Annotated in this window: 20 protein-coding genes; 13 read left to right on the forward strand and 7 right to left on the reverse strand. The window is 71.3% G+C overall.

The window, feature by feature from the left end; translation table 11 throughout:
- Positions 1 to 18 precede the first annotated feature (18 nt).
- Together ACYVKF_RS02030 and ACYVKF_RS02035 are read left to right on the forward strand one after the other, a co-directional pair.
- Entirely contained in the window at positions 19 to 363 is a 345-nt protein-coding gene (locus tag ACYVKF_RS02030; protein ID WP_056918625.1) for a PadR family transcriptional regulator, read from the forward strand.
- On the forward strand, positions 360 to 971 hold the full coding sequence (locus ACYVKF_RS02035; protein WP_460964484.1) for an HAAS signaling domain-containing protein: 612 nt from the start codon (positions 360 to 362) through the stop codon (positions 969 to 971). The genes ACYVKF_RS02030 and ACYVKF_RS02035 overlap by 4 nt, the downstream gene beginning before the upstream one ends.
- On the opposite strand, the gene ACYVKF_RS02040 is transcribed toward ACYVKF_RS02035, so the two are convergent.
- Positions 952 to 1392, reverse strand: coding sequence for a VOC family protein (locus ACYVKF_RS02040; RefSeq protein ID WP_056916701.1), 441 nt, complete (start codon positions 1390 to 1392; stop codon positions 952 to 954). The two genes, ACYVKF_RS02035 and ACYVKF_RS02040, sit on opposite strands and share 20 nt — an antisense overlap.
- 129 nt (positions 1393 to 1521) lie before the next feature.
- Between ACYVKF_RS02040 and ACYVKF_RS02045 the strand changes: the two genes are divergently transcribed.
- Entirely contained in the window at positions 1522 to 2646 is a 1125-nt protein-coding gene (locus ACYVKF_RS02045; RefSeq protein WP_460964486.1) for an alanine--glyoxylate aminotransferase family protein, read from the forward strand.
- Positions 2647 to 2687: 41 nt separating this feature from the next.
- Here the strand turns inward: ACYVKF_RS02045 and ACYVKF_RS02050 are convergent, their stop codons facing one another.
- From ACYVKF_RS02050 to ACYVKF_RS02060, 3 genes are read right to left on the reverse strand one after another with little or no spacing between them, the layout of a single operon-like run.
- Positions 2688 to 3245, reverse strand: coding sequence for a hypothetical protein (locus ACYVKF_RS02050; protein ID WP_460964488.1), 558 nt, complete (start codon positions 3243 to 3245; stop codon positions 2688 to 2690).
- Positions 3242 to 3862: a CDP-alcohol phosphatidyltransferase family protein gene (locus ACYVKF_RS02055; protein WP_460964490.1), complete on the reverse strand. Its 621-nt coding sequence runs from the start codon at positions 3860 to 3862 to the stop codon at positions 3242 to 3244. Before ACYVKF_RS02055 ends, ACYVKF_RS02050 begins: the two co-directional genes overlap by 4 nt.
- Positions 3849 to 4919: a hypothetical protein gene (locus ACYVKF_RS02060; protein WP_460964492.1), complete on the reverse strand. Its 1071-nt coding sequence runs from the start codon at positions 4917 to 4919 to the stop codon at positions 3849 to 3851. Before ACYVKF_RS02060 ends, ACYVKF_RS02055 begins: the two co-directional genes overlap by 14 nt.
- A 194-nt stretch (positions 4920 to 5113) precedes the next feature.
- Between ACYVKF_RS02060 and ACYVKF_RS02065 the strand changes: the two genes are divergently transcribed.
- The 6 genes from ACYVKF_RS02065 to ACYVKF_RS02090 all read left to right on the forward strand — a co-directional run bounded on the left by ACYVKF_RS02065 (position 5114) and on the right by ACYVKF_RS02090 (position 10278).
- Positions 5114 to 6262 carry a sensor histidine kinase gene (locus tag ACYVKF_RS02065; protein WP_056918619.1) on the forward strand — a complete coding sequence of 383 codons (1149 nt, stop codon included), beginning with the start codon at positions 5114 to 5116 and terminating at the stop codon, positions 6260 to 6262.
- On the forward strand, positions 6259 to 6900 hold the full coding sequence (locus ACYVKF_RS02070) for a response regulator (RefSeq protein ID WP_056918618.1): 642 nt from the start codon (positions 6259 to 6261) through the stop codon (positions 6898 to 6900). The genes ACYVKF_RS02065 and ACYVKF_RS02070 overlap by 4 nt, the downstream gene beginning before the upstream one ends.
- A gap of 115 nt (positions 6901 to 7015) precedes the next feature.
- Positions 7016 to 7675 (forward strand): N-acyl homoserine lactonase family protein, encoded by a 660-nt coding sequence (locus ACYVKF_RS02075; RefSeq protein WP_460964495.1) that lies wholly within the window; start codon positions 7016 to 7018, stop codon positions 7673 to 7675.
- Between the two features lie 38 nt (positions 7676 to 7713).
- Positions 7714 to 8883: a CaiB/BaiF CoA transferase family protein gene (locus tag ACYVKF_RS02080; protein ID WP_460964497.1), complete on the forward strand. Its 1170-nt coding sequence runs from the start codon at positions 7714 to 7716 to the stop codon at positions 8881 to 8883.
- A gap of 17 nt (positions 8884 to 8900) precedes the next feature.
- Complete coding sequence (locus tag ACYVKF_RS02085) at positions 8901 to 9515, forward strand: hypothetical protein (RefSeq protein WP_460964499.1); 615 nt, start codon at positions 8901 to 8903, stop codon at positions 9513 to 9515.
- Between the two features lie 100 nt (positions 9516 to 9615).
- Positions 9616 to 10278 carry a Type 1 glutamine amidotransferase-like domain-containing protein gene (locus ACYVKF_RS02090; RefSeq protein WP_056916695.1) on the forward strand — a complete coding sequence of 221 codons (663 nt, stop codon included), beginning with the start codon at positions 9616 to 9618 and terminating at the stop codon, positions 10276 to 10278.
- On the opposite strand, the gene ACYVKF_RS02095 is transcribed toward ACYVKF_RS02090, so the two are convergent.
- Complete coding sequence (locus tag ACYVKF_RS02095; RefSeq protein ID WP_460964501.1) at positions 10275 to 11300, reverse strand: tagatose 1,6-diphosphate aldolase; 1026 nt, start codon at positions 11298 to 11300, stop codon at positions 10275 to 10277. The genes ACYVKF_RS02090 and ACYVKF_RS02095 overlap by 4 nt on opposite strands.
- A 90-nt stretch (positions 11301 to 11390) precedes the next feature.
- Between ACYVKF_RS02095 and ACYVKF_RS02100 the strand changes: the two genes are divergently transcribed.
- Both ACYVKF_RS02100 and ACYVKF_RS02105 read left to right on the forward strand, forming a co-directional pair.
- Complete coding sequence (locus tag ACYVKF_RS02100) at positions 11391 to 12464, forward strand: carbohydrate kinase family protein (RefSeq protein ID WP_056916693.1); 1074 nt, start codon at positions 11391 to 11393, stop codon at positions 12462 to 12464.
- On the forward strand, positions 12461 to 13048 hold the full coding sequence (locus tag ACYVKF_RS02105) for a dihydrofolate reductase family protein (RefSeq protein ID WP_460964504.1): 588 nt from the start codon (positions 12461 to 12463) through the stop codon (positions 13046 to 13048). Before ACYVKF_RS02100 ends, ACYVKF_RS02105 begins: the two co-directional genes overlap by 4 nt.
- An 82-nt stretch (positions 13049 to 13130) precedes the next feature.
- Here the strand turns inward: ACYVKF_RS02105 and ACYVKF_RS02110 are convergent, their stop codons facing one another.
- Both ACYVKF_RS02110 and ACYVKF_RS02115 read right to left on the reverse strand, forming a co-directional pair.
- Complete coding sequence (locus tag ACYVKF_RS02110) at positions 13131 to 14438, reverse strand: fatty acid desaturase family protein (protein WP_460964689.1); 1308 nt, start codon at positions 14436 to 14438, stop codon at positions 13131 to 13133.
- Positions 14439 to 14456: 18 nt separating this feature from the next.
- Positions 14457 to 15563, reverse strand: coding sequence for a ferredoxin reductase (locus ACYVKF_RS02115; RefSeq protein ID WP_460964506.1), 1107 nt, complete (start codon positions 15561 to 15563; stop codon positions 14457 to 14459).
- 114 nt (positions 15564 to 15677) lie between these two features.
- Here ACYVKF_RS02115 and ACYVKF_RS02120 point away from each other — a divergent pair, with 114 nt between their 5' ends.
- Both ACYVKF_RS02120 and ACYVKF_RS02125 read left to right on the forward strand, forming a co-directional pair.
- Entirely contained in the window at positions 15678 to 16859 is a 1182-nt protein-coding gene (locus ACYVKF_RS02120; protein WP_235530725.1) for a PucR family transcriptional regulator, read from the forward strand.
- 128 nt (positions 16860 to 16987) lie between these two features.
- Complete coding sequence (locus ACYVKF_RS02125) at positions 16988 to 17980, forward strand: carbamate kinase (protein ID WP_460964508.1); 993 nt, start codon at positions 16988 to 16990, stop codon at positions 17978 to 17980.
- Positions 17981 to 17982: the final 2 nt, after the last annotated feature.

Below are 17982 nucleotides of genomic sequence, written 5' to 3' on the forward strand. Positions count from 1 at the left end.
GCCATTACCTTGTGTCGCATGGTACCCGGCGACGATGGGATCCTGACGCACCTGCGACGGGGTGCGTTGGAGTACTGCGTGCTCGCCATGCTCGCCGAGCAGGAGCTCTACGGCCTCGACATCGCCCGCCGTCTCACGGCCGACGGGGTCCTCCTGGCCAGCGAGGGAACGCTCTACCCACTGCTCGCCCGGCTGCGCAAGGCAGGCCTGGTCGACACCAGCTGGCAGGAGTCCGCCGAAGGACCTCCGCGCCGCTACTACGCGCTGACGGCCGACGGCACCGAGTCCCTCGCCGCCTTCAAGCGCACCTGGAAACCGTTCAGGGACGCGGTCGACACCGCACTCCAAGGGGGCATCACGTGAGCTCGTCCACGACCCACCCACTGACCGAGGCGTGGCTGCGCGACCTCGAGCTGCTGCTGCACGGCATTGATCCCGGCGAACGCGCCGAGGTCCTCGCCGGGGTCCGTGAGCACCTCGACGGCTCCCTGCCGCCCGATGCGAGCGACGACGACGTGCGGCGCGTGCTCACCGACCTCGGCAGCCCCCAGTCCGTCGCCGACGAGGCCTGGGCCGGCCGCGCCATACCGAGGCCGGGGGCATCCGTCCGATCGACCTGGCTGGGCATCGCCGCTTCGTGCATCAACGGACTGGGTATCGCCCTGGTGACCCTCTGGTCGTGGAGCGTCACGGCACCCTTCGAGATCATCGCGCTGGGCACGCTCCTCGTCATCCCCTGGGGCATCGCTGTCGTCCTGTCGATGCTCGCGCCGGGATGGACCACGCGGCAGCGAGTGACCTCTGCACTCCTCTTCCCAGCCACGACCGTCGGCTACGCCGCTGTCGGCGAGGTGGCCGTGAGGATCTTCGGTCCCAGCCTGTTGAACATCATCCCCATGGTCGTCGTGCTGGGCGTCGTCCTCTGGGTCCTCGTCGGTCTGGTGAGGGCCGTCACCCGAGTCGCTCGGTGAGGGAGACGACGATGCCCTCCGGGCCTCGGACGTACGCCATCAGCCAGGTGTCCTCGTAGCGTCCGACACCTCCGACCAGTCCGTACCCCTCCGCGGCCAACCGGTCGACGATCGACTGGAGGTCCTCGACGACGAAGCAGACGTTGCGCAGGCCGAGCTCGGTGGCCATCGCGTTCGGCGAGCCGGGCGTGTGGTCGGGCCGGACGAACCGCGCGAGCTCGAGGGCGGTGCCACCCCCGGGCGGCCTCAGCATCGCGACCTCGGTGCGCGAGCCAGGGATCCCGCACACGGTGTCGAGGAACTCGCCCTCGACGAACGTGCGCCCCTCGAGCTCGAGCCCCAGGCCGACGAAGAAGTCCACTGCGGTGTCGAGGTCGGCGACGGTGACACCGACGTGGTCGAAGCTCTTGAGCTGGGTCATGACGGTCATCCTCCAACGGACTGGTGGTCGACGGCGGGTGCCGCCGCGCACCCCTGGAACGGAGCGGGCACGTCGTTCTCGACATCCCACCGGGCCGCACGTCCACGTCCGGTGTGGCAACCTGCAGAGGTGACTCTTCCCCGCCCCGAGATCGACCCCGACGGCCTGCTCGAGTACTCGGTGGTCTTCACCGACCGATCCCTGAACCACATGTCGAAGCGGTTCGTCGGCGTGATGCAGGACATCATCGACGTGCTGCGCACGACCTACTCCGCGCACACCGTGGCCGTGGTCCCGGGCGGCGGCACCTACGCGATGGAGGCCGTCGCACGCCAGCTGGCCACGGGCCGCCGGTGCCTCGTCGTGCGCAACGGCCTGTTCTCGTACCGGTGGTCACAGATCCTCGACGCCGGCTCCGTCGCCAGCGAGACGACCGTGTGCCGCGCGCGTCCGGCCTCGGACGAACCGCAGGCCCCGTGGACGCCGGCCCCCGTCGCCGAGGTGGTGGCCGCCATCGAGCGGGACCGACCCGAGGTGGTCTTCGCGGCGCACGTCGAGACCGCGGCCGGCATCCTGTTGCCCGACGAGTACGTCCGGGCCGTCGCGGACGCGACCCACGCGGTGGGCGGGCTGTTCGTGCTCGACTGCATCGCCTCCGGCGCGCTCTGGGCCGACATGACCGACCTGCACGTCGACGTGCTGCTCAGCGCGCCGCAGAAGGGGTGGAGCGGTTCGCCGTGCGCGGGGTTCGTCATGCTGTCGGAGGCCGGGCGTGAACGGGTGATGGCGACGACGTCGACCAGCTTCGCGGTCGACCTCCAGAAGTGGCTCACGATCAGCGAGGCGTACCTGCAGGGACAGACGCCGTACCACGCGACCATGCCCACCGACTCCCTCGCGCGCGACGCCGCCATCATGCTCGAGACCCGGTCGCTGGGGCTGGACTCCCTCAAGCAGGCGCAGAGATCGCTCGGCAGCAGGGTGCGTGCGCTGATGGCCGAGCGCGGATTCCCTTCTGTCGCAGCAGAAGGCTTCGCCGCGTCGAGCGTCGTGGTGTCGTTCACGGACGATCCCGAGGTCAAGACCGGGGCGAAGTTCAAGCAGGGCGGCATGCAGGTCGCGGCGGGCGTGCCGCTGATGTGTGGCGAACGCGACGACTTCTCGACGTTCCGCCTCGGGTTGTTCGGCCTCGACAAGCTGACCGACGTCGAGGGCGCCGTCGCCCGCCTCGAGGCCCACCTCGGGAGCTCGTAGTGCCGTGCGGGTCGTCGTCCGTGCTGCGGAGATGAGCTCGCTCACCGCGGAGGGGCGCCCTGTTCGATCAGACGCGCGACTGGCCAGGCGATGAGCGTGAAGCGGGCCAGTCGTCCGACGAAGCATGCCGGGACGAACAACGCGAGCCGCAGGCGCGCCATACCCGCCATCGCGCTGACCACGGCCAGCGGTGGGAGACCCACGAGGGCGCTCGTGGCCACCACGGTCGCCCCCGCAACGGGCGTGCGCAGGCGCTGCAGGGACCACGCCCATCCGGCTCTGAGCGCCCGCGGGGTCCCGGCGCGTCTTGACCCCGCACTCGAGGTCCCCGAACGGGGGTGCGTGAATCCGCCCCTCACCTGGGGGAGGTGTTGGAGGCCCGCCGGGCCGTCGCGGGCCGTGAGGTAGATGAGCACCTTGGCCGTGCTCTGACCGGAGGTCAGGCCGAGCACGAGCAGCATCCAGGCCGGCGGTCGGCCGGCCACCGTCGCAGCCAGGATCGCCTCGGCGTTCACCACGGGGACGAGACCTGACGCGAGCCCGCCGCCGAACAGGCCCAGGGCCAGACCAACGTCCGTCCACGGCGCGTCGCCGTTCATGTCGCGCGAACCCGGGTGGTGAGGCGACGCAGCCGTGCGCAGGACCACAGCTTGCCGAGGAGCACGCCGGAGGCGAGGACGGTCGCGAGCCCGGCGTGACCCGAGAGGCAGGCCAGCACGATGACCGAGGTGTTCACGGCCTTGGCGGGCCGAGACCAGTTCCAACGCCACAGTGCCAGGTCGACGGTGTGGAAGTCGTTGGGGCCCTTGATCTCGAAGGCCAGGAACCCCAGGGACAACATGGTGTCGACGACCGCGAACTCCACGACGTAGATGCTGATCGCGACGATCGTCCGCGGGTAGACGGCCACGAAGCACGCTGCGCACAGCAGGCTGTTGGCACGGTCGGCGACGATGTCGAAGACGGCCCCGATCCTCGTCTCGAGGCCCAGGCGTCGGGCCACCTCGCCGTCGGCCATGTCTCCGATCCAGTAGACGAGATACGCCGCGGCCAACAGGATCCCGCTGTCCGTGGCCACCGCCCTCAACGCCAGGACGATGGACAGGACCGTGCGCAGGACGGTGACGGCGTTCGGGAGCGTGAGAGCCGGCTCGTGGGCGACCTCTCGTGTGGACGGCGGTACCGCAACGGGGGCCCACACCTCAGCCCAACGCACGAGCCCACTCCGAGAGCTGGGCCTCGGGCGTCGACGGCTGCGCGAACTCCACCACGTCCCCGGCCCGGTCGACGAACGCGATGGTGCCACTGTCCAACGGTGTTCCACCCGAGTCGGCGGCAGCGTCGAGGAACCACACTGCCGACATGGGCACCGCGGCATACCCGACGGCGGCCGGCAGGGGGCCCGCCTCGCGTTCGATGTCCTTCACAGGCCGAGGGTTGAACTTGTCCCCGGTCGGGTCCGTGACCAGACCGAGGAGGGTCGGATGCGAGGGCGCCTTGGCCACCAGAGGCCGGAGACGCACCACGGCGGCCGACACCTGCGCCACCGTGCCGACCGCGATGACGACCGTCTTCCCGCGGTAGTCGGCCCAGCTCAGCGTCCCGCCCCCGAGACGCTCGACCGTGAAGTCCGGGACGTGGTCGGGGACCGTAGGAACGGGCTGGCTGTCGGGGTCGTGGGACACCTCTCCCCCCGGGCGGGTACCACAGACCTCGTCCATCCAGGCGGCGGACGCCTTGCTGGGGAGCGGCAGAGCGGTGGGCGGCCCGGTCTCGCCCAGCGCGCGGAGCCGAGGCAGCAGGGCGAGGGCCGACCGGATGCCGTCGTCATGGTCGTCGCGTCCGCGCATGTCGGACACGGTCACGACCACCTCCCCCGTGACCAGCGTGAGCTCGCCCATGACGACACCTGCGGGGACTCCCAGCTGGGGTTCGAGGCGAAGGCAGTGGGTGCCGAAGACGTCCGGCGGACGGTCGGAGGTCGAGACGACGACAGGATCGGCGCAACCCCCGTCGCCTGACGGCTGGCAGCTGCCGTAGTCCGCCTCCACCTGAAGAGTCGGGGCGTCCTCCTCGACGAGGTCCAGGACCGTCAGCGGAAGGTCGTCGACCGTGGTCCCCAGGTAGTACGCGGGCTTCCCGGTGGCACGGACCTGGGCGATGACCGAGTCCACCTCGCGCTGGGGCAGGGCGCTCCCCGCGCGGAAGGAGGAGTCACCGCCGGGAGCAGCACCGCAGGCGGACAGTGAGATGGCGACAACGCTTGCCGCCATGGCAGCGACGATCGGGCACCCGGTGCGCATCGGTCCTCCAGGGGTGGTCGTTCCGGCGGGGAGAAGTGAATGGTGGCTCTGCGGGCGCGCGGGCCGCGTCGCCCACGAGGTCCGTCCTCGTCGGCGTACGGGATGAGCGTCCTGTGGACCACAGGAGGACCACCGACACCTCCACACCCGCGTAGCCTTGGCTCATGTCGGGGCTTGTCCGGCGTCTGACGTGGCGGGACTGGGCGGTCCCCGGGGCCCTCTGGGTGGCGGGCCTGCTCGAACTGTGGGACCCGTTGAACGTCCGCGCCCTTCCGGTGCACGGACCACGGTGGCCCTTCGTCGTCGCGGTGACGTTCTGCAGCGCCGCACTATTGGTGCGCCGGACCCGACCCGAGTGGGCTCTGCTCGTGGTCGTCACGTCGGTGGTGGCGACGACGACGACGGCCTACAACGCGATCCTGCTGTCGGAGACCTACCTCGTCGTCGTGGCGGTCTTCGCCTGCGGCCGGTACGGCACCACGCCCCTGAGGTATGCCGCCGTCGCCCTACCGGAGGTGCCGCTGCTGCTGTGGCTGGCGGCCCACCCGGAGGTCCATGTCGCGAACGCCTGGGCCTGGGGACTCAACGCCGTGTGGATCTTTGCGCTCGGCGCAGCCTTCCGCCGGGAACGGATCCTGCGCGAGCGGGTGACCCAGGCCGTCGCCGCGCAGTCCCGCATGCATGCGGCGGAGCAGCGCGTCAGCCTCGCCAGGGAGGTGCACGACGTGGTGTCCCACAGCCTCAGTGTCGTCGTCGTGCAGACCGAGCTGGCACGGTTGTTCATGACGTCGGACCCAGAGCGCGCAGAGGAAGCCCTGCGACGCGTGCAGGAGACCGGACGCACCGCCCTGGGAGAGACCCGTCGCCTGCTCGAGGAGCTCCGGGACCCGACATCGGCCGATGCTGCGGCCTTGACGCCGACCTGGCCCGACATCCCCGAGCTCGTCCACCGGATGCGCGAGTCGGGGCTCCACGTCACCCTTCAGCTGCCGGATGGCGACCCTCAGCTCACCCCCGAGGCGTCGGCCGCGGCATACCGGGTGGTGCAGGAGGCGCTGACGAACTCGCTGCGGCACGCACGGACGTCGCAGACGACCGTCGACGTCACCCGGCAGGCCGATCTGTTGCTCATCGAGGTGCAGAACGACACGGAGGCGGCCGTCGGCATCGACGAGCCGGCCGTGGGCGGTGGGTACGGGCTGTCTGGCATGCAGGAGCGGGTGACGGCCTGTGGTGGGATGCTCACGACCGGGCCACGGCCCGAGGGTGGGTACCGCGTCCGGGCAGTCCTTCCCGTGGCGGGAGGCCGATGACGACGACCCTCGTCGTCGTCGACGACCAGATCCTCATCCGCGACGGCATCGCGGCGATCCTCGATGCCGAGGCCGACTTCGCTGTCGTCGGCACCGCCGCCGACGGAGCCGAGGCCGTGGGACTGGTGACCACTCTCGCACCGGACATCGCCCTCATGGACATCCGCATGCCCGACGTCGACGGCATCGAGGCGACCCGGCAGATCGTCGAGTCCGGTTCCGCCACCAGGATCATCATCCTGACGACCTTCGGCGCGGACGACCTGGTCCTCGCCGCGCTCCGGGCCGGGGCCAGCGGGTACCTCCTCAAGGACACGCCACGGGCATCACTCGTGGCCGCCATTCGATCCGTGGCCGCCGGGGAGGCCGCCGTCGAGAAGCAGGTCCTGGACCGCCTCGTCAATGCCAGGCCCGCGCCGCCCCACCCGGAGACGGCGCAGGTGCTCGCGCGGCTGTCGCCCAGGGAGACCGAGGTCCTCACGCTCGTCGCCCGCGGTGCCACCAACCCCGAGATCGCCCGTCAGCTGTTCATCGGCGAGACGACCGTGAAGACCCACGTGTCCCGGATCCAGGCCAAGCTGGGGGCACGCGACCGCGTTCAGCTCGTCGTCATGGCCCATCGCGCCGGCGCCACCTGACGGCCCACGGGCGCCCGGCGCCGGCCGGCGCCGACGATGAGTTCGATGTCACCGCGCGGTCATAGTGTGCAGAGCACGGTGCCGGCCGCACCCTGACCCCGAGGAGCTGAAGCGCATGGTGACATCCACGGACACCGGTGACCAGGGAACGTCCGCACCCTCGCCGGTGACGGTCACGCCGGTCCTGGCGGCCGAGCTGCTCGCCGACGACGGACGCATGCCGGTCTACGTCCACGTCATCGACCACCCCGAGGGACGGGTGCTGGTCGACACCGGGATGACCCGGCTGCACCCTGCGGTGGCCGACATGGATCCGCGTGTCTTCCCCCTGGACAGCCAGCCCGACTTCGACGTCGCGGGCATCGACATGGTCGTCAACACGCACCTGCACTTCGACCACTGTGGTGGCAACCACCTCTTCCCCGACCGGCCGACCTACGTCCAGAGGCGCGAGCTCGACGACGCCCTGGGTCAGGACGACTACACGATCCGGGACTGGGTCCAGGCGCCGGGCGTCCAGTACGTCCCCGTCGACGGACCGCACGAGCTGCTCCCCGGGATCCGGCTCGTCCCGGCGCCCGGCCACACCCCCGGTTCGCAGGTCGTCGTCGTCGAGGCGGGCGGTCGCTCGGTCGTCATCGCCGGTGACACGGCCGTCTTCTTCTCCGAGCTCGACGAGCCGCGTACCGAGGGCCAACGGCTGATCCGCGACCTCGACCCCGACGAGGTCTGGCTCTCGCACGAGCACGAGCCGTGGAGGCCCCCGACCGAGTGACCTCCCCACGACGGCTGGGGCCCTGACAGGATGGCGCGGTGAGCGCACCACTGGAGGACATCACCGTCGTCGACCTGTCCCGCGCCCTGGCCGGCCCACACGCGGCGATGATGCTGGGAGACATGGGAGCCCGCGTCATCAAGGTCGAGTCGCCGGGCAGCGGTGACGACACCCGCGGCTGGGGACCACCCTTCGTCGGGCCGGAGGACGACCCGGTCTCGACCTACTACCTCAGCGCCAACCGCAACAAGGAGTCGATCACCCTCGACCTGAAGTCCGACGACGGCCGCGACGTGCTCACCCGCCTGGTCAGGGCGTCGGACGTCCTCGTGGAGAACTTCCGCCCCGGCGTCCTCGACCGCCTCGGCTTCACCGTCGAACGCCTGCACGAGCTCAACCCCCGCCTCGTCGTGCTGTCGATCAGCGGCTTCGGCCACGACGGTCCGCAGGGCGGCCGCGCCGGGTACGACCAGATCGCCCAGGGCGAGGCCGGTCTCATGTCCGTCACAGGTCCCGACGCCGACACCCCGCAGCGGGTCGGCGTGCCGATCGGTGACCTGCTCGCGGGCATGTACGGCGCGTACGGCGTCGTCGCAGCCCTGCACGAGCGCGACCGGACCGGCCGCGGCCGGGTGGTCCGAACCAGCCTGCTCGCCGCGGTCGTCGGCGCGCACGCCTTCCACGGCACGGCCTACACGGTTGCCGGCCACGTGGGCCGCGCGCAGGGCAACCACCACCCGAGCCTGTCCCCCTACGGCCTCTTCCACTGCAAGGACGGCGACATCCAGGTCGCGTGCGGCAGCGAGTCGTTGTGGGTCAAGCTGGCCCGGGCGTTCGACATCGACCCGGCCGCTCCCGGCATGAGCACCAACCGCGAGCGCACGGTCAACCGCCACCAGGTCACCGCCACCCTCAACGCAGCGTTCGCCGACCACCCGCTCGACGAGCTGCTCCCCCGGCTCGCGTCGCTCGGCATCCCCGCCGGCGAGGTGCGCACGATCGACCGCGTGTACGACTGGGACCAGACCCGCTCGCAGGGACTGGTCATCGAGGTCGACCACCCCGTCCTCGGCCCCATCGAGCTCCCCGGTCCGCCGATCCGCTTCGACGACAACGGGTATGCCGGTGGGCGGGCCGAGCACCTCGCCCCGCCGACGTTGGGCCAGCACGACGAATCCATCCGGAACTGGCTCGACGAGCTGGGCTGACGCGCCATACTCCCGCCATGGGGGCAACGATCCACGAGCCCGTGGGGACTGCGGAGAGGGCACCGCGTGCTCCTCGCCGACAAGGCCCTGCGGCCCTCGGGCTGCTGACCGTCGCGAGCATCGGCTTGTCGGCGCTGGGGATCGGGACCGGTGACGGACCACTCGGGCCCCCGCCGGGGTACGGCGTGGGGGTCTCGCGCGACGTCGGCTCGGAGGTGACGGAGGGTTCGACGTTCCTCGTGAACCACGGCTGGTTCACCGCTCACCTCGAGAGCGTCCGTCCCGTCTCCGTGGGGGACGAGGCCGCCGGGCTGACGGTCACCGCGGTCGAGGTCGCGCCGGCATCCCCCTCGGGAATCGGCATGGTTGATGGCGACGGGTACGAGTACGTGGCGCAGGGTGTGCGCAGCAGCCCCGCGGGGTACGCCGTGCTGCCTGAGCGACGGGTGGGCAAGGACACCGGGTACGTCGAGGTGCTCGTCCGTGCCAGGGTGACCAGGCCAGGAACGTGGCACTACCGGGGTTACGAGATCGTCTACCGATCCGGATTCGTCAAGCACCGCATGACCGTCGGCGCAGACTTCTGGGTGTGCACGCCGTCCGGCACGCAGTGCCCACCGGGGTCGGACTGAACCGATCGCCGACCTCCGCGACACGGCGGGGCACCGATGAGTTCCGGGCTGCCCGCGGGTCTGTAGTCAGCACCGGCAGTCAACACACCACGGAGGCAGTATGAAGCTCTTGCTCACCTCGGGTGGGGTCACCAACCCCAGCATCCGCGCGGCCCTGCTCGACCAGCTCGGCAAGCCGATCGAGGAGTGCCACGCCCTCTGCGTACCGACGGCGCAGTGGGGCCACCCGATGTGCGGACCCGGGTCCGTGCAGGGCTTCATCGCTGCCGGCCCCACGTGGCGCAGCCACACCGGTCTCGGCTGGGCCTCGCTCGGGGTCCTCGAGCTCACCGCCCTCCCCAGCATCGGCCGCGAGCGGTGGGAACCCTGGGTCCGCGGGGCCGATGTCCTCCTCGTCGACGGTGGGGACGCGACGTACCTCGCCCACTGGATGCGCGAGTCCGGCCTCGCCGACCTGCTCCCGTCGCTGACCGACACGGTCTGGGTCGGGGTGAGCGCGGGCAGCATGGTCATGACGCCACGCATCGGCGACTACTTCGTCGAGTGGGCAGGGGCACCCGACGACAGTGCGCTCGGCGTCGTCGACTTCTCGATCTTCCCGCACCTCAACCTCTTCGCGACCAACACCCCGGCTCACGCCGACCGCTGGGCGGCCGACCTCGGCGCCCCCGCCTACGCGATCGACGAGCAGACCGCCATCGCGGTCGTTGACGGCCGGGTCGAGGTCGTCTCCGAGGGTGACTGGACGGGTTACGGGCTCTAGCTGGACTCGAGGTACCGCTCGTGCCAGCCGGCGGTCAGCGACTGCGCGACCTCGTCGACGGTGGGCACCTGCCGCCAGGGCCGCCCGTGGGCGCGGAGGGTCGCCACGCTCTCGTCCAGCCGGTCCCGGCAGCGCTGCACGGCCCCCACCCGCTCCTCCTCGGGCCCACCCACGGCCCCGGTCCAGATCGCGCGCCCGGCCATGAAGCCGCACGCCCCTGCGCGGGCGACGATCTCGAGCTGCCGCCGGAAGACGTCATACGTGCCCGATCCGGACAGCATGACCCACGGGGTCCCGGCGCAGGCGGCATCGATCGCCCGGGCCGCGTCGGTGCCGGACTGCTCCCCCGTCACGCCCTCGGGTCCGATGACGAGGTCGCCCGGGAACTCCGACTTCAGCACGTCGATGCCGAGGCCGACGAACTCGCGCGCAGCGCCCACGAGGGTCTCCTGCCGCTCTGCCCTGGCGGCTTCACTCGCGGGGTCCTGACCTTCGGCGGGGTACCACAGCGGCTCGACCACCAGCGGGATCTGGTGGCGTTCGCAGTCAGCAACCAGACGGGACACCACCGCGCGGATCTCGTCGGCGTCGTCCGCGTCGGGACGCCACCAGACGACCATCTTCACCGCGTCCGCGCCGAGGGTCTTGATCTTCTCGACGGTCCACCGGTCACGGACTGCCGTGGCGGTCCCGAACCCCCCGTCGGGCTGGTAGCTGAGCGACTCGATGCCGGTGATGATCCCCGTGCCGGCCGGGATGACCCCCGTGGCGATGCCCTGCGCCAGGGACCAGAGCGGGTCGACGAGGAAGGCGCTCGCGTGCGGCGCCAGGGCCGCGATCAGCTCGAGCTTGCTCCGTGTCGCCTGGGCCGACGTCACCCGGCGCCAGTCGGGGTCGAGCATGGCGAGGTAGTTCTCGGGGTGGTCGATGGCCAGGGTCGCGATGAAACCGTCGTCCGTCGAGATCCGGGTCAGCGACCGGACCTTGCCGAGGCTTGCGGGGCCGCTCAACCAGTCAGTCATGCTCGCAGCGTAGTGACAACGGCCGGGCCTCAAGGGACGATGGGCGACCCGGTCATGGTTCGGCCGGGCCGACTCAGGGGGGAGGGCGCCGTGGCCCGTGTCGCCGTCGCCGGGCACCTGTGCCTCGACCTGACGCCCGAGCTGCTCGGGGGCGAGGTCATCGACCCGGGCCACCTGCTCGAGGTGGGCGCCCTGTCGGTGCGGCTGGGAGGCAGCGTCGCCAACACCGGTGGCGACCTCGCCGACCTCGGGACACCCGTCGACGTCTTCGCCACCGTCGGCGACGACGACCTCGGCGTCCTGCTGCGCCGGATGGTGGCCGAACGGCCGGGCATGACGCCACGGCTGCGTCAGGTCGACGGCGCAGCCTCCTCCTACAGCCTGGTGTTCGAGTCCCCGGGAACCGACCGGACCTTCTGGCACCACGTCGGCACCAACGCCCACTTCGACGGCAGCGAGGTCACCCTCGACGACGACCTCGACCTGCTCCACCTCGGCTATCCCAACCTCCTGCCCGCCCTCCTCACCGACGGTGCGACCCCCATGCGTGAGCTCCTGGCTCGCGTGCGGCGGACCGGCGTCACGACCTCGGTGGACCTCGCGGTCATCGACCCCCGTTCCCCCACCGGCGCCCTGGACTGGGAGGAGATCCTGCGCCGGACCGTCGGCGAGGTCGACGTCATCACCCCGAGCATCGACGACCTGACCTCCGCGCTGCCCGGGCTCGCGGGGTCGGCGGCCCCGGACGACGCGTGCGTCGAGCGCCTGGCGCTGACGCTGCTCGACTGGGGGGCCGCGGTCGTGGCCGTGTCCGCGGGCGCCCGCGGCGTGTTCCTGTGCACCGGGGACACGGCTCGCCTGCACGCGGCCGGCCGGGCCCTGCCCGATCCTGACCGCTGGGTGGGCGTGCGCGAGTGGGTCGCCCCGTATGCCGTGACCCGCCTCGCCACGACCACGGGCGCCGGGGACGCAGCGACCGCAGGCCTGCTCCACGGACTGCTGACCGGTCTGGCGCCCCGCCAGGCGGGAGGCCTCGCCATGGCGTGCGCTGCCGCGGTGGTGTCCGGACGACGGCCGACCCCGGAGGCCCTCGCCGACATCGACCCCGCACTCGTCGGGGGCACCGATGACTTCCGGGCGGAGCGCCGGTCAGCACCGGCATGACAGCCACCTACACCTTCGACATCTTCACGAGCCTCGACGGCAACGCCTCCTACGGACCACCCGGCGACTGGGGCGGCTACTGGGGCAAGCAGGGTCCCGAGTTCCTCGAGCACCGTTTCCAGACCTACGCGGCCGCGCAGCGCATGGTGTTCGGCGCCACCACCTTCGGCCAGTTCCAGCAGATGCTGCCGATCATGGGCGACGAGCGCGATCCCTGGCTCGACCGGATGGTCGCGCTGCCGACGACCGTGATCTCCTCGACGATGCAGGACCCCCTCGACTGGCCGGACGCCTCGGTCGCCGGCGGGGACGCCGTGGACACCGTGCGGCGCCTCAAGGAGGAGTCGGACGTGCCGCTCCGTTCGCACGGCAGCCTCTCCCTGAACCGCGCCCTGATGGCCGCCGGGCTCGTCGACATGGTCCAGGTGACCGTCTTCCCCGTCGTGGCAGCCCAGACGGGGGACGAGCCGGTCTTCGCCGGGGCCGGGGACTTCGACCTCGAGCTGCTCAGCACCCGCACGCTCGACGGCCGGACCCAGGAGCTGGTCTACCGGCCCACGCTGCGCACCTGGCCGACCGAATGACCGGACGGAGACAGACCGACGGCCCACGTCCTGGCGAGAGGAGGTGGGCCGTCGGCGTCCTGAGCGTACCGCCGAGGTGGACTCAGGCGGTGCGGCGGGGGGTCGCGTGACGCAGCTTGCGGCGCAGGCGCTTGCCCACGGCCTCGGCAGCGATGCCGACGCGGGTGCGGCCCTCCTGCTTGTTCGGCAGGGACAGCACGACGACCTGCTTCCACGCGGAGGCGACCTGCTTCGGCAGCGGACCCGTGGTGTAGGTCAGGCCGTAGCGCTCGCAGATCTCCTGGATGCGCGGGGCGATCTCGATGTAGCGGTTGCTCGGCAGGTCCGGGAACAGGTGGTGCTCGATCTGGTGCGACAGGTTGCCGGTCATGAGGTGCATGGCCTTGCTGCCGCTGATGTTGGCGGAGCCGAGCATCTGGCGCAGGTACCACTCGCCGCGGGTCTCGCCCTCGATGGAGGACTTGGCGAAGGTCTCGACGCCCTCGGGGAAGTGGCCGCACATGATGACCGAGTGGGTCCAGACGTTGCGGACCGTGTTGGCGACGAAGTTCGCACCGATGGTGTGGAAGAACGACGGGCCCGACAGCAGCGGGTGGATCACGTAGTCGCGACGGGCCTGGCGGCCGATCTTCTTGAGCACCTTGGCGCCGTCGTTGCGGAAGTCCTCCTTGGACTTGCCCCGACCCTTGACGTACGCGCCGACCTCGAGGTCGTACGCGGCGATGCCGTACTCGAAGAACAGCATGTTCGTGAAGTTGTAGATCGGCTGGCCGAGGTAGGCGGGGACCCACTTCTGGTCCTCGTCGACGCGCATGATGCCGTAGCCGAGGTCGTTGTCACGGCCGATGACGTTGGTGAAGGTGTGGTGGAGCTGGTTGTGCGAGTGCTTCCAGAACTCCGACGGGGAGGCGTTGTCCCACTCCCACTCCTGGCTGTGGATCCGCGGGTCGCGCATCCAGTCCCACTGGCCGTGCATGATGTTGTGGCCGAGCTCCATGTTCTCGAGGATCTTCGCCACGGACAGGCCGGCGGTGCCGACGAACCACGCCGGCGGGAAGATCGAGAACAGCAGGACCGCGCGGCTGCTCATCTCCAGCCCGCGCTGCCACTTGAGGACCTTGCGGATGTATGCCGCGTCGCGGGTGCCGCGCGAGTCGAGGATCTCCTGGCGCAGGGCGTCGAGCTCGTTGCCGAGGGCCTCGATGTCCTCCGGCGTCAGGTGCGCGGCCGGGTCCGGCTTCCCGGACGGCTTCGGCGCGTGGGTGCGCTCGGTGGTGACGACGTTGAGGCGGCTGTTGACCGCCTTGGTCTGCTTCGGGGCGCTGGGCGTCCCGGCGAGCGACCCGTCGATGGTCAGGTCGAAGTTGTCGGTCTCACGGTTCTGGGCAATGGCAGCCACTGTTCGCTCCTAGAGGTCGATCTCGCAGGCGCCGGCGGCTGCCGACACGCAGGTCTGGATGCGGACGTCGTCGTCCGGTGTGGCCACGGTGAGCTCGCCGTTGCGCAGGTCGCGCACGGCTCCCTCACGCAGCGGGAGTACGCAGCCGAAGCAGATGCCCATGCGGCACCCGGAAGGCATGAGGACGCCGGCTTCCTCGCCGGCGTCGAGGATCGGGGTGGCGCCGTCGGACTCGATGACGGTGCCGTTCCTGCGGAAGGTGACCGTGCCACCCTCGCCCTCGGAGATGATCACGGGGCGGAAGCGCTCGGTGTGGATGCGGTCGGCGAGGCCGGCCTCGGCCCAGTGGGTCTCCATCGCGTCGAGCATGCCGGTGGGGCCGCAGCACCAGGTCTCGCGCTCGCGCCAGTCCGGGACGAGGCGGTCGAGGTCGGTGGGGCTGAGCAGGCCGTCGGTGTCGGTGTGCAGCTCGACGAGCTGCAGCGACTCGGCGTCGGCCCACGCGCGCAGCTCGTCACCGAAGATGACGTCGTCGCGGGTCGGGGCCGAGTGGACCATGACCGCGTCGGGCAGCTCCGCGAGGTGGTTGCGCAGCATGCCCATCACCGGGGTGATGCCGCTGCCGGCGGTGAGGAACAGTGCCTTGCGCGGCGTCTGGGCCGGCAGCGTGAACTCGCCGGTCGCCTGGTCGAGGTGGATGAGCGTCCCGGGCACGAGCTCGCGGACGACGTGGTTGCTGACCTTGCCGCCGTCGATCGCCTTGACCGTGATCGCCACGGCACCGTCGGGGTCGCCGACGAGCGAGGTGAGCGAGTACGCGCGCCAGTTGCGGACGCCGTTCACGTCGACGCCGATGCGGATGTACTGGCCGGGCACGTGGCCCTTCCAGCCGCGACCGGGCTTGATCCGCACCGTGGCGGCGTCGCGGGTCTCGGCCGTGACGGACAGGACGCGTCCGCGCAGGTCGGCGCCGCTGCGCATCGGGGCGATGAGGTCGAGGTACTCGGCGGGCACGACAGGCGTCGTCACAGCCTGGGCCACCCGGGTCAGGGTGTCGCGCAGCGAGCGCCGGGGTGGGGCGCCCTGAGCCGTGCGGGGAGGGAGGACTGCGGTCATGGTTCCATCATGGCGTCATGAGGGTCTAAAATCCTGACCCAGAAGCGTGAGTTCTCCGATGAGAGTTGTTCGCAGATGACAAAGATCGACGAAAATCCCCACGAATCGCCCACGGTGACCGCCGATCGAGCGGCAGCCCTCACACTGTCACCCGAGGTGCAGACCGCCTTGCGGTCGCACCTGCCCTCGGTGGCCGAGCACGCCGTCGCCGCCATCATCGTCGAGGTGCCTGTGTATGCCGCGGCGCGCAGCTTCATGGTCGACAACATCGAGGCGGCCGTACAGATGGCCCTGGGCAGCTTCCTCACGCTGGCCGCCCGGTCCGGGGACGCCTCCACGCCGCTTCGCCCCGCCCAGCGTGGCTCCTACGAGCTCGGTCGGGGCGAGGCCCGCAGCGGCCGCAGCGTGGACGCGCTGCTGTCCGCCTACCGCGTCGGCGCCCGCGTCTCGTGGCGCCAGCTGTCCGCCGTCGCGGTCGAGGCGGGGATGGACGCCGGCCAGCTCGCGCAGTTCGCCGAGCTCGTCTTCGCCTACATCGACGAGCTGTCGGCGGCCAGCGTCGCCGGCCACGCGGACGAGCTCGAGACCTCCGAACGCCTCCAGCGCCAGCACCGCGACCGGCTCGCCCTCGAGCTGCTGCGGGGCGCGTCCGAGGAGGTCCTCCTGCGCCGGGTCGACCGTGCGCGCTGGGACAAGCCGGCCACCATCACCGCCGTGCTGACCCGCGAGACCGACCTGCACGGCATACGCGGGCTCGTGGACCCACGGTCCCTCGTCCTGGCCGAGGACCTGCCCGACGTCGCCGCCGAGGAGAACGTCGCCGTCGTCCTGGTCCCGGACCTCTCCCCCGGCGGCCGGACCAAGCTGCTGCGGTCGATCGGCACGAGGGACGCCGTCGTCGGGCCGACCCGGCCGTGGCTGCAGACGGTCGGCTCCTACCAGCGCGCCCTGCGGGCCCACCGGCTCGTGCGGGGGCACGACCGCGCTGAGCGTGCGGCCTACGACACCGAGGCGCACCTGGCCGACCTCGTGCGGGCCGCGGACCCCGAGGCCCTCGCCGACCTCCGGCGCACGGCGCTCGCCCCGCTCGACGACCTCACCCCCGTGGCCCGCGAGAAGCTCGAGGAGACCTTGCGGCTGTGGCTGCTGCACCGCGGCCGGCGCGAGGCCGTGGCGGAGGCCTTGTTCGTGCACCAGCAGACCGTGCGGTACCGCGTGGGCCAGCTGCGCGACCTGTTCGGCGACGACCTCGACGATCCCGAGGTGGTGCGCGACCTCGTCGTGGCGCTCGGCTGAGGAGGCGGTCGCAGGGGGCACGGCGACCAGATCTGCCAACCGCACCCCGGCTGTTGGGCAGGTCCTGCCAACGTCAGCGCGCACTCCGCCTCCCTAGGCTCACCGCACGACGACTGTGGGGAGGTGGCATGCGGGTCCTGATCGCGCTGGGTGGCAACGCCATGACCGGCCCCGACGGCAGCGCCACCCCGCAGGCCCAGCGCGAGGCGATCGCCCTCGCGATGGCACGGGTCGCCGAGGTCGTGGCCGACGGCCACGAGGTCGTCGTCACCCACGGCAACGGCCCCCAGGTCGGCAACCTCCTCGTCAAGAACGAGCTCGCGGCCCCCGTGGTCCCGCCCGTCCCGCTCGACTGGTGCGGCGCCCAGACGCAGGGAACCATCGGGTTCACCGCGCTCGACACCCTCGAGGCCGCGTTCGCCGCGCGAGGGCTCTCGCGCCGGGCAGCCGCCGTCGTCTCCCGCACGCTCGTGGACCCCGACGACCCCGGGTTCACCACACCCACCAAGCCGGTGGGCCGGTTCCTCCCCCACGACCAGGCCCTGCCGCTGATCGAGCACGGCGAGACCTGGCAGGACCGCGGCGACAAGGGGTGGCGCCGCATGGTCGCCTCCCCCGAACCCCTCGAGGTCCTCGACACCCACACCGTCCTCACCCTCCTCGCCGCGGGCTACGTCGTCGTCGCGGCCGGTGGCGGCGGCATACCGGTCGTCCGGCAACCCGACGGATCGGTCCACGGCGTCGAGGCCGTCGTCGACAAGGACCTCACCGCCGCGGTCCTCGCCCGGGCGATCGGCGCGGACGTGCTCGTCATCGCCACCGACGTCGAGCACGCCGTCCTCGGGTACGGCTCGGAGTCCGCCCGCGAGCTCGGTCGGGTGCAGCTCGCCGAGATGGAGGGGTATGCCGCGGCGGGCGAGTTCGCTTCCGGCTCGATGGGTCCCAAGGTGGAGGCGGCGCTCCGGTTCGTCCGGGGCGGTGGTCGTCGCAGCGTCATCACCGCCCTCGACCGGATCGCCGAGGCCGTCTCCGGCGAGGTCGGCACCGTCATCGAACCCGCGCCAGCCGCAACGTCCCCAGCTCCTCCCCCTGCAACCCCCGCAACTCCAACCGGAAGGTGAGT

The sequence above is a fragment of the Pedococcus soli genome (assembly GCF_054782575.1).

Excerpts from the sequence above, each read along its gene's own strand:
- ACYVKF_RS02030 (WP_056918625.1), top strand. The coding sequence starts at position 19 with ATGGTACCCGGCGACGATGGGATCCTGACGCACCTGCGACGGGGTGCG.
- ACYVKF_RS02070 (WP_056918618.1), top strand. The coding sequence starts at position 6,259 with ATGACGACGACCCTCGTCGTCGTCGACGACCAGATCCTCATCCGCGAC.
- ACYVKF_RS02105 (WP_460964504.1), top strand. The coding sequence starts at position 12,461 with ATGACAGCCACCTACACCTTCGACATCTTCACGAGCCTCGACGGCAAC.
- ACYVKF_RS02040 (WP_056916701.1), bottom strand. The coding sequence starts at position 1,392 with ATGACCCAGCTCAAGAGCTTCGACCACGTCGGTGTCACCGTCGCCGAC.
- ACYVKF_RS02060 (WP_460964492.1), bottom strand. The coding sequence starts at position 4,919 with ATGGCGGCAAGCGTTGTCGCCATCTCACTGTCCGCCTGCGGTGCTGCT.
- ACYVKF_RS02085 (WP_460964499.1), top strand. The coding sequence starts at position 8,901 with ATGGGGGCAACGATCCACGAGCCCGTGGGGACTGCGGAGAGGGCACCG.
- ACYVKF_RS02125 (WP_460964508.1), top strand. The coding sequence starts at position 16,988 with ATGCGGGTCCTGATCGCGCTGGGTGGCAACGCCATGACCGGCCCCGAC.
- ACYVKF_RS02050 (WP_460964488.1), bottom strand. The coding sequence starts at position 3,245 with ATGAACGGCGACGCGCCGTGGACGGACGTTGGTCTGGCCCTGGGCCTG.
- ACYVKF_RS02090 (WP_056916695.1), top strand. The coding sequence starts at position 9,616 with ATGAAGCTCTTGCTCACCTCGGGTGGGGTCACCAACCCCAGCATCCGC.
- ACYVKF_RS02095 (WP_460964501.1), bottom strand. The coding sequence starts at position 11,300 with ATGACTGACTGGTTGAGCGGCCCCGCAAGCCTCGGCAAGGTCCGGTCG.
- ACYVKF_RS02075 (WP_460964495.1), top strand. The coding sequence starts at position 7,016 with ATGGTGACATCCACGGACACCGGTGACCAGGGAACGTCCGCACCCTCG.
- ACYVKF_RS02115 (WP_460964506.1), bottom strand. The coding sequence starts at position 15,563 with ATGACCGCAGTCCTCCCTCCCCGCACGGCTCAGGGCGCCCCACCCCGG.
- ACYVKF_RS02065 (WP_056918619.1), top strand. The coding sequence starts at position 5,114 with ATGTCGGGGCTTGTCCGGCGTCTGACGTGGCGGGACTGGGCGGTCCCC.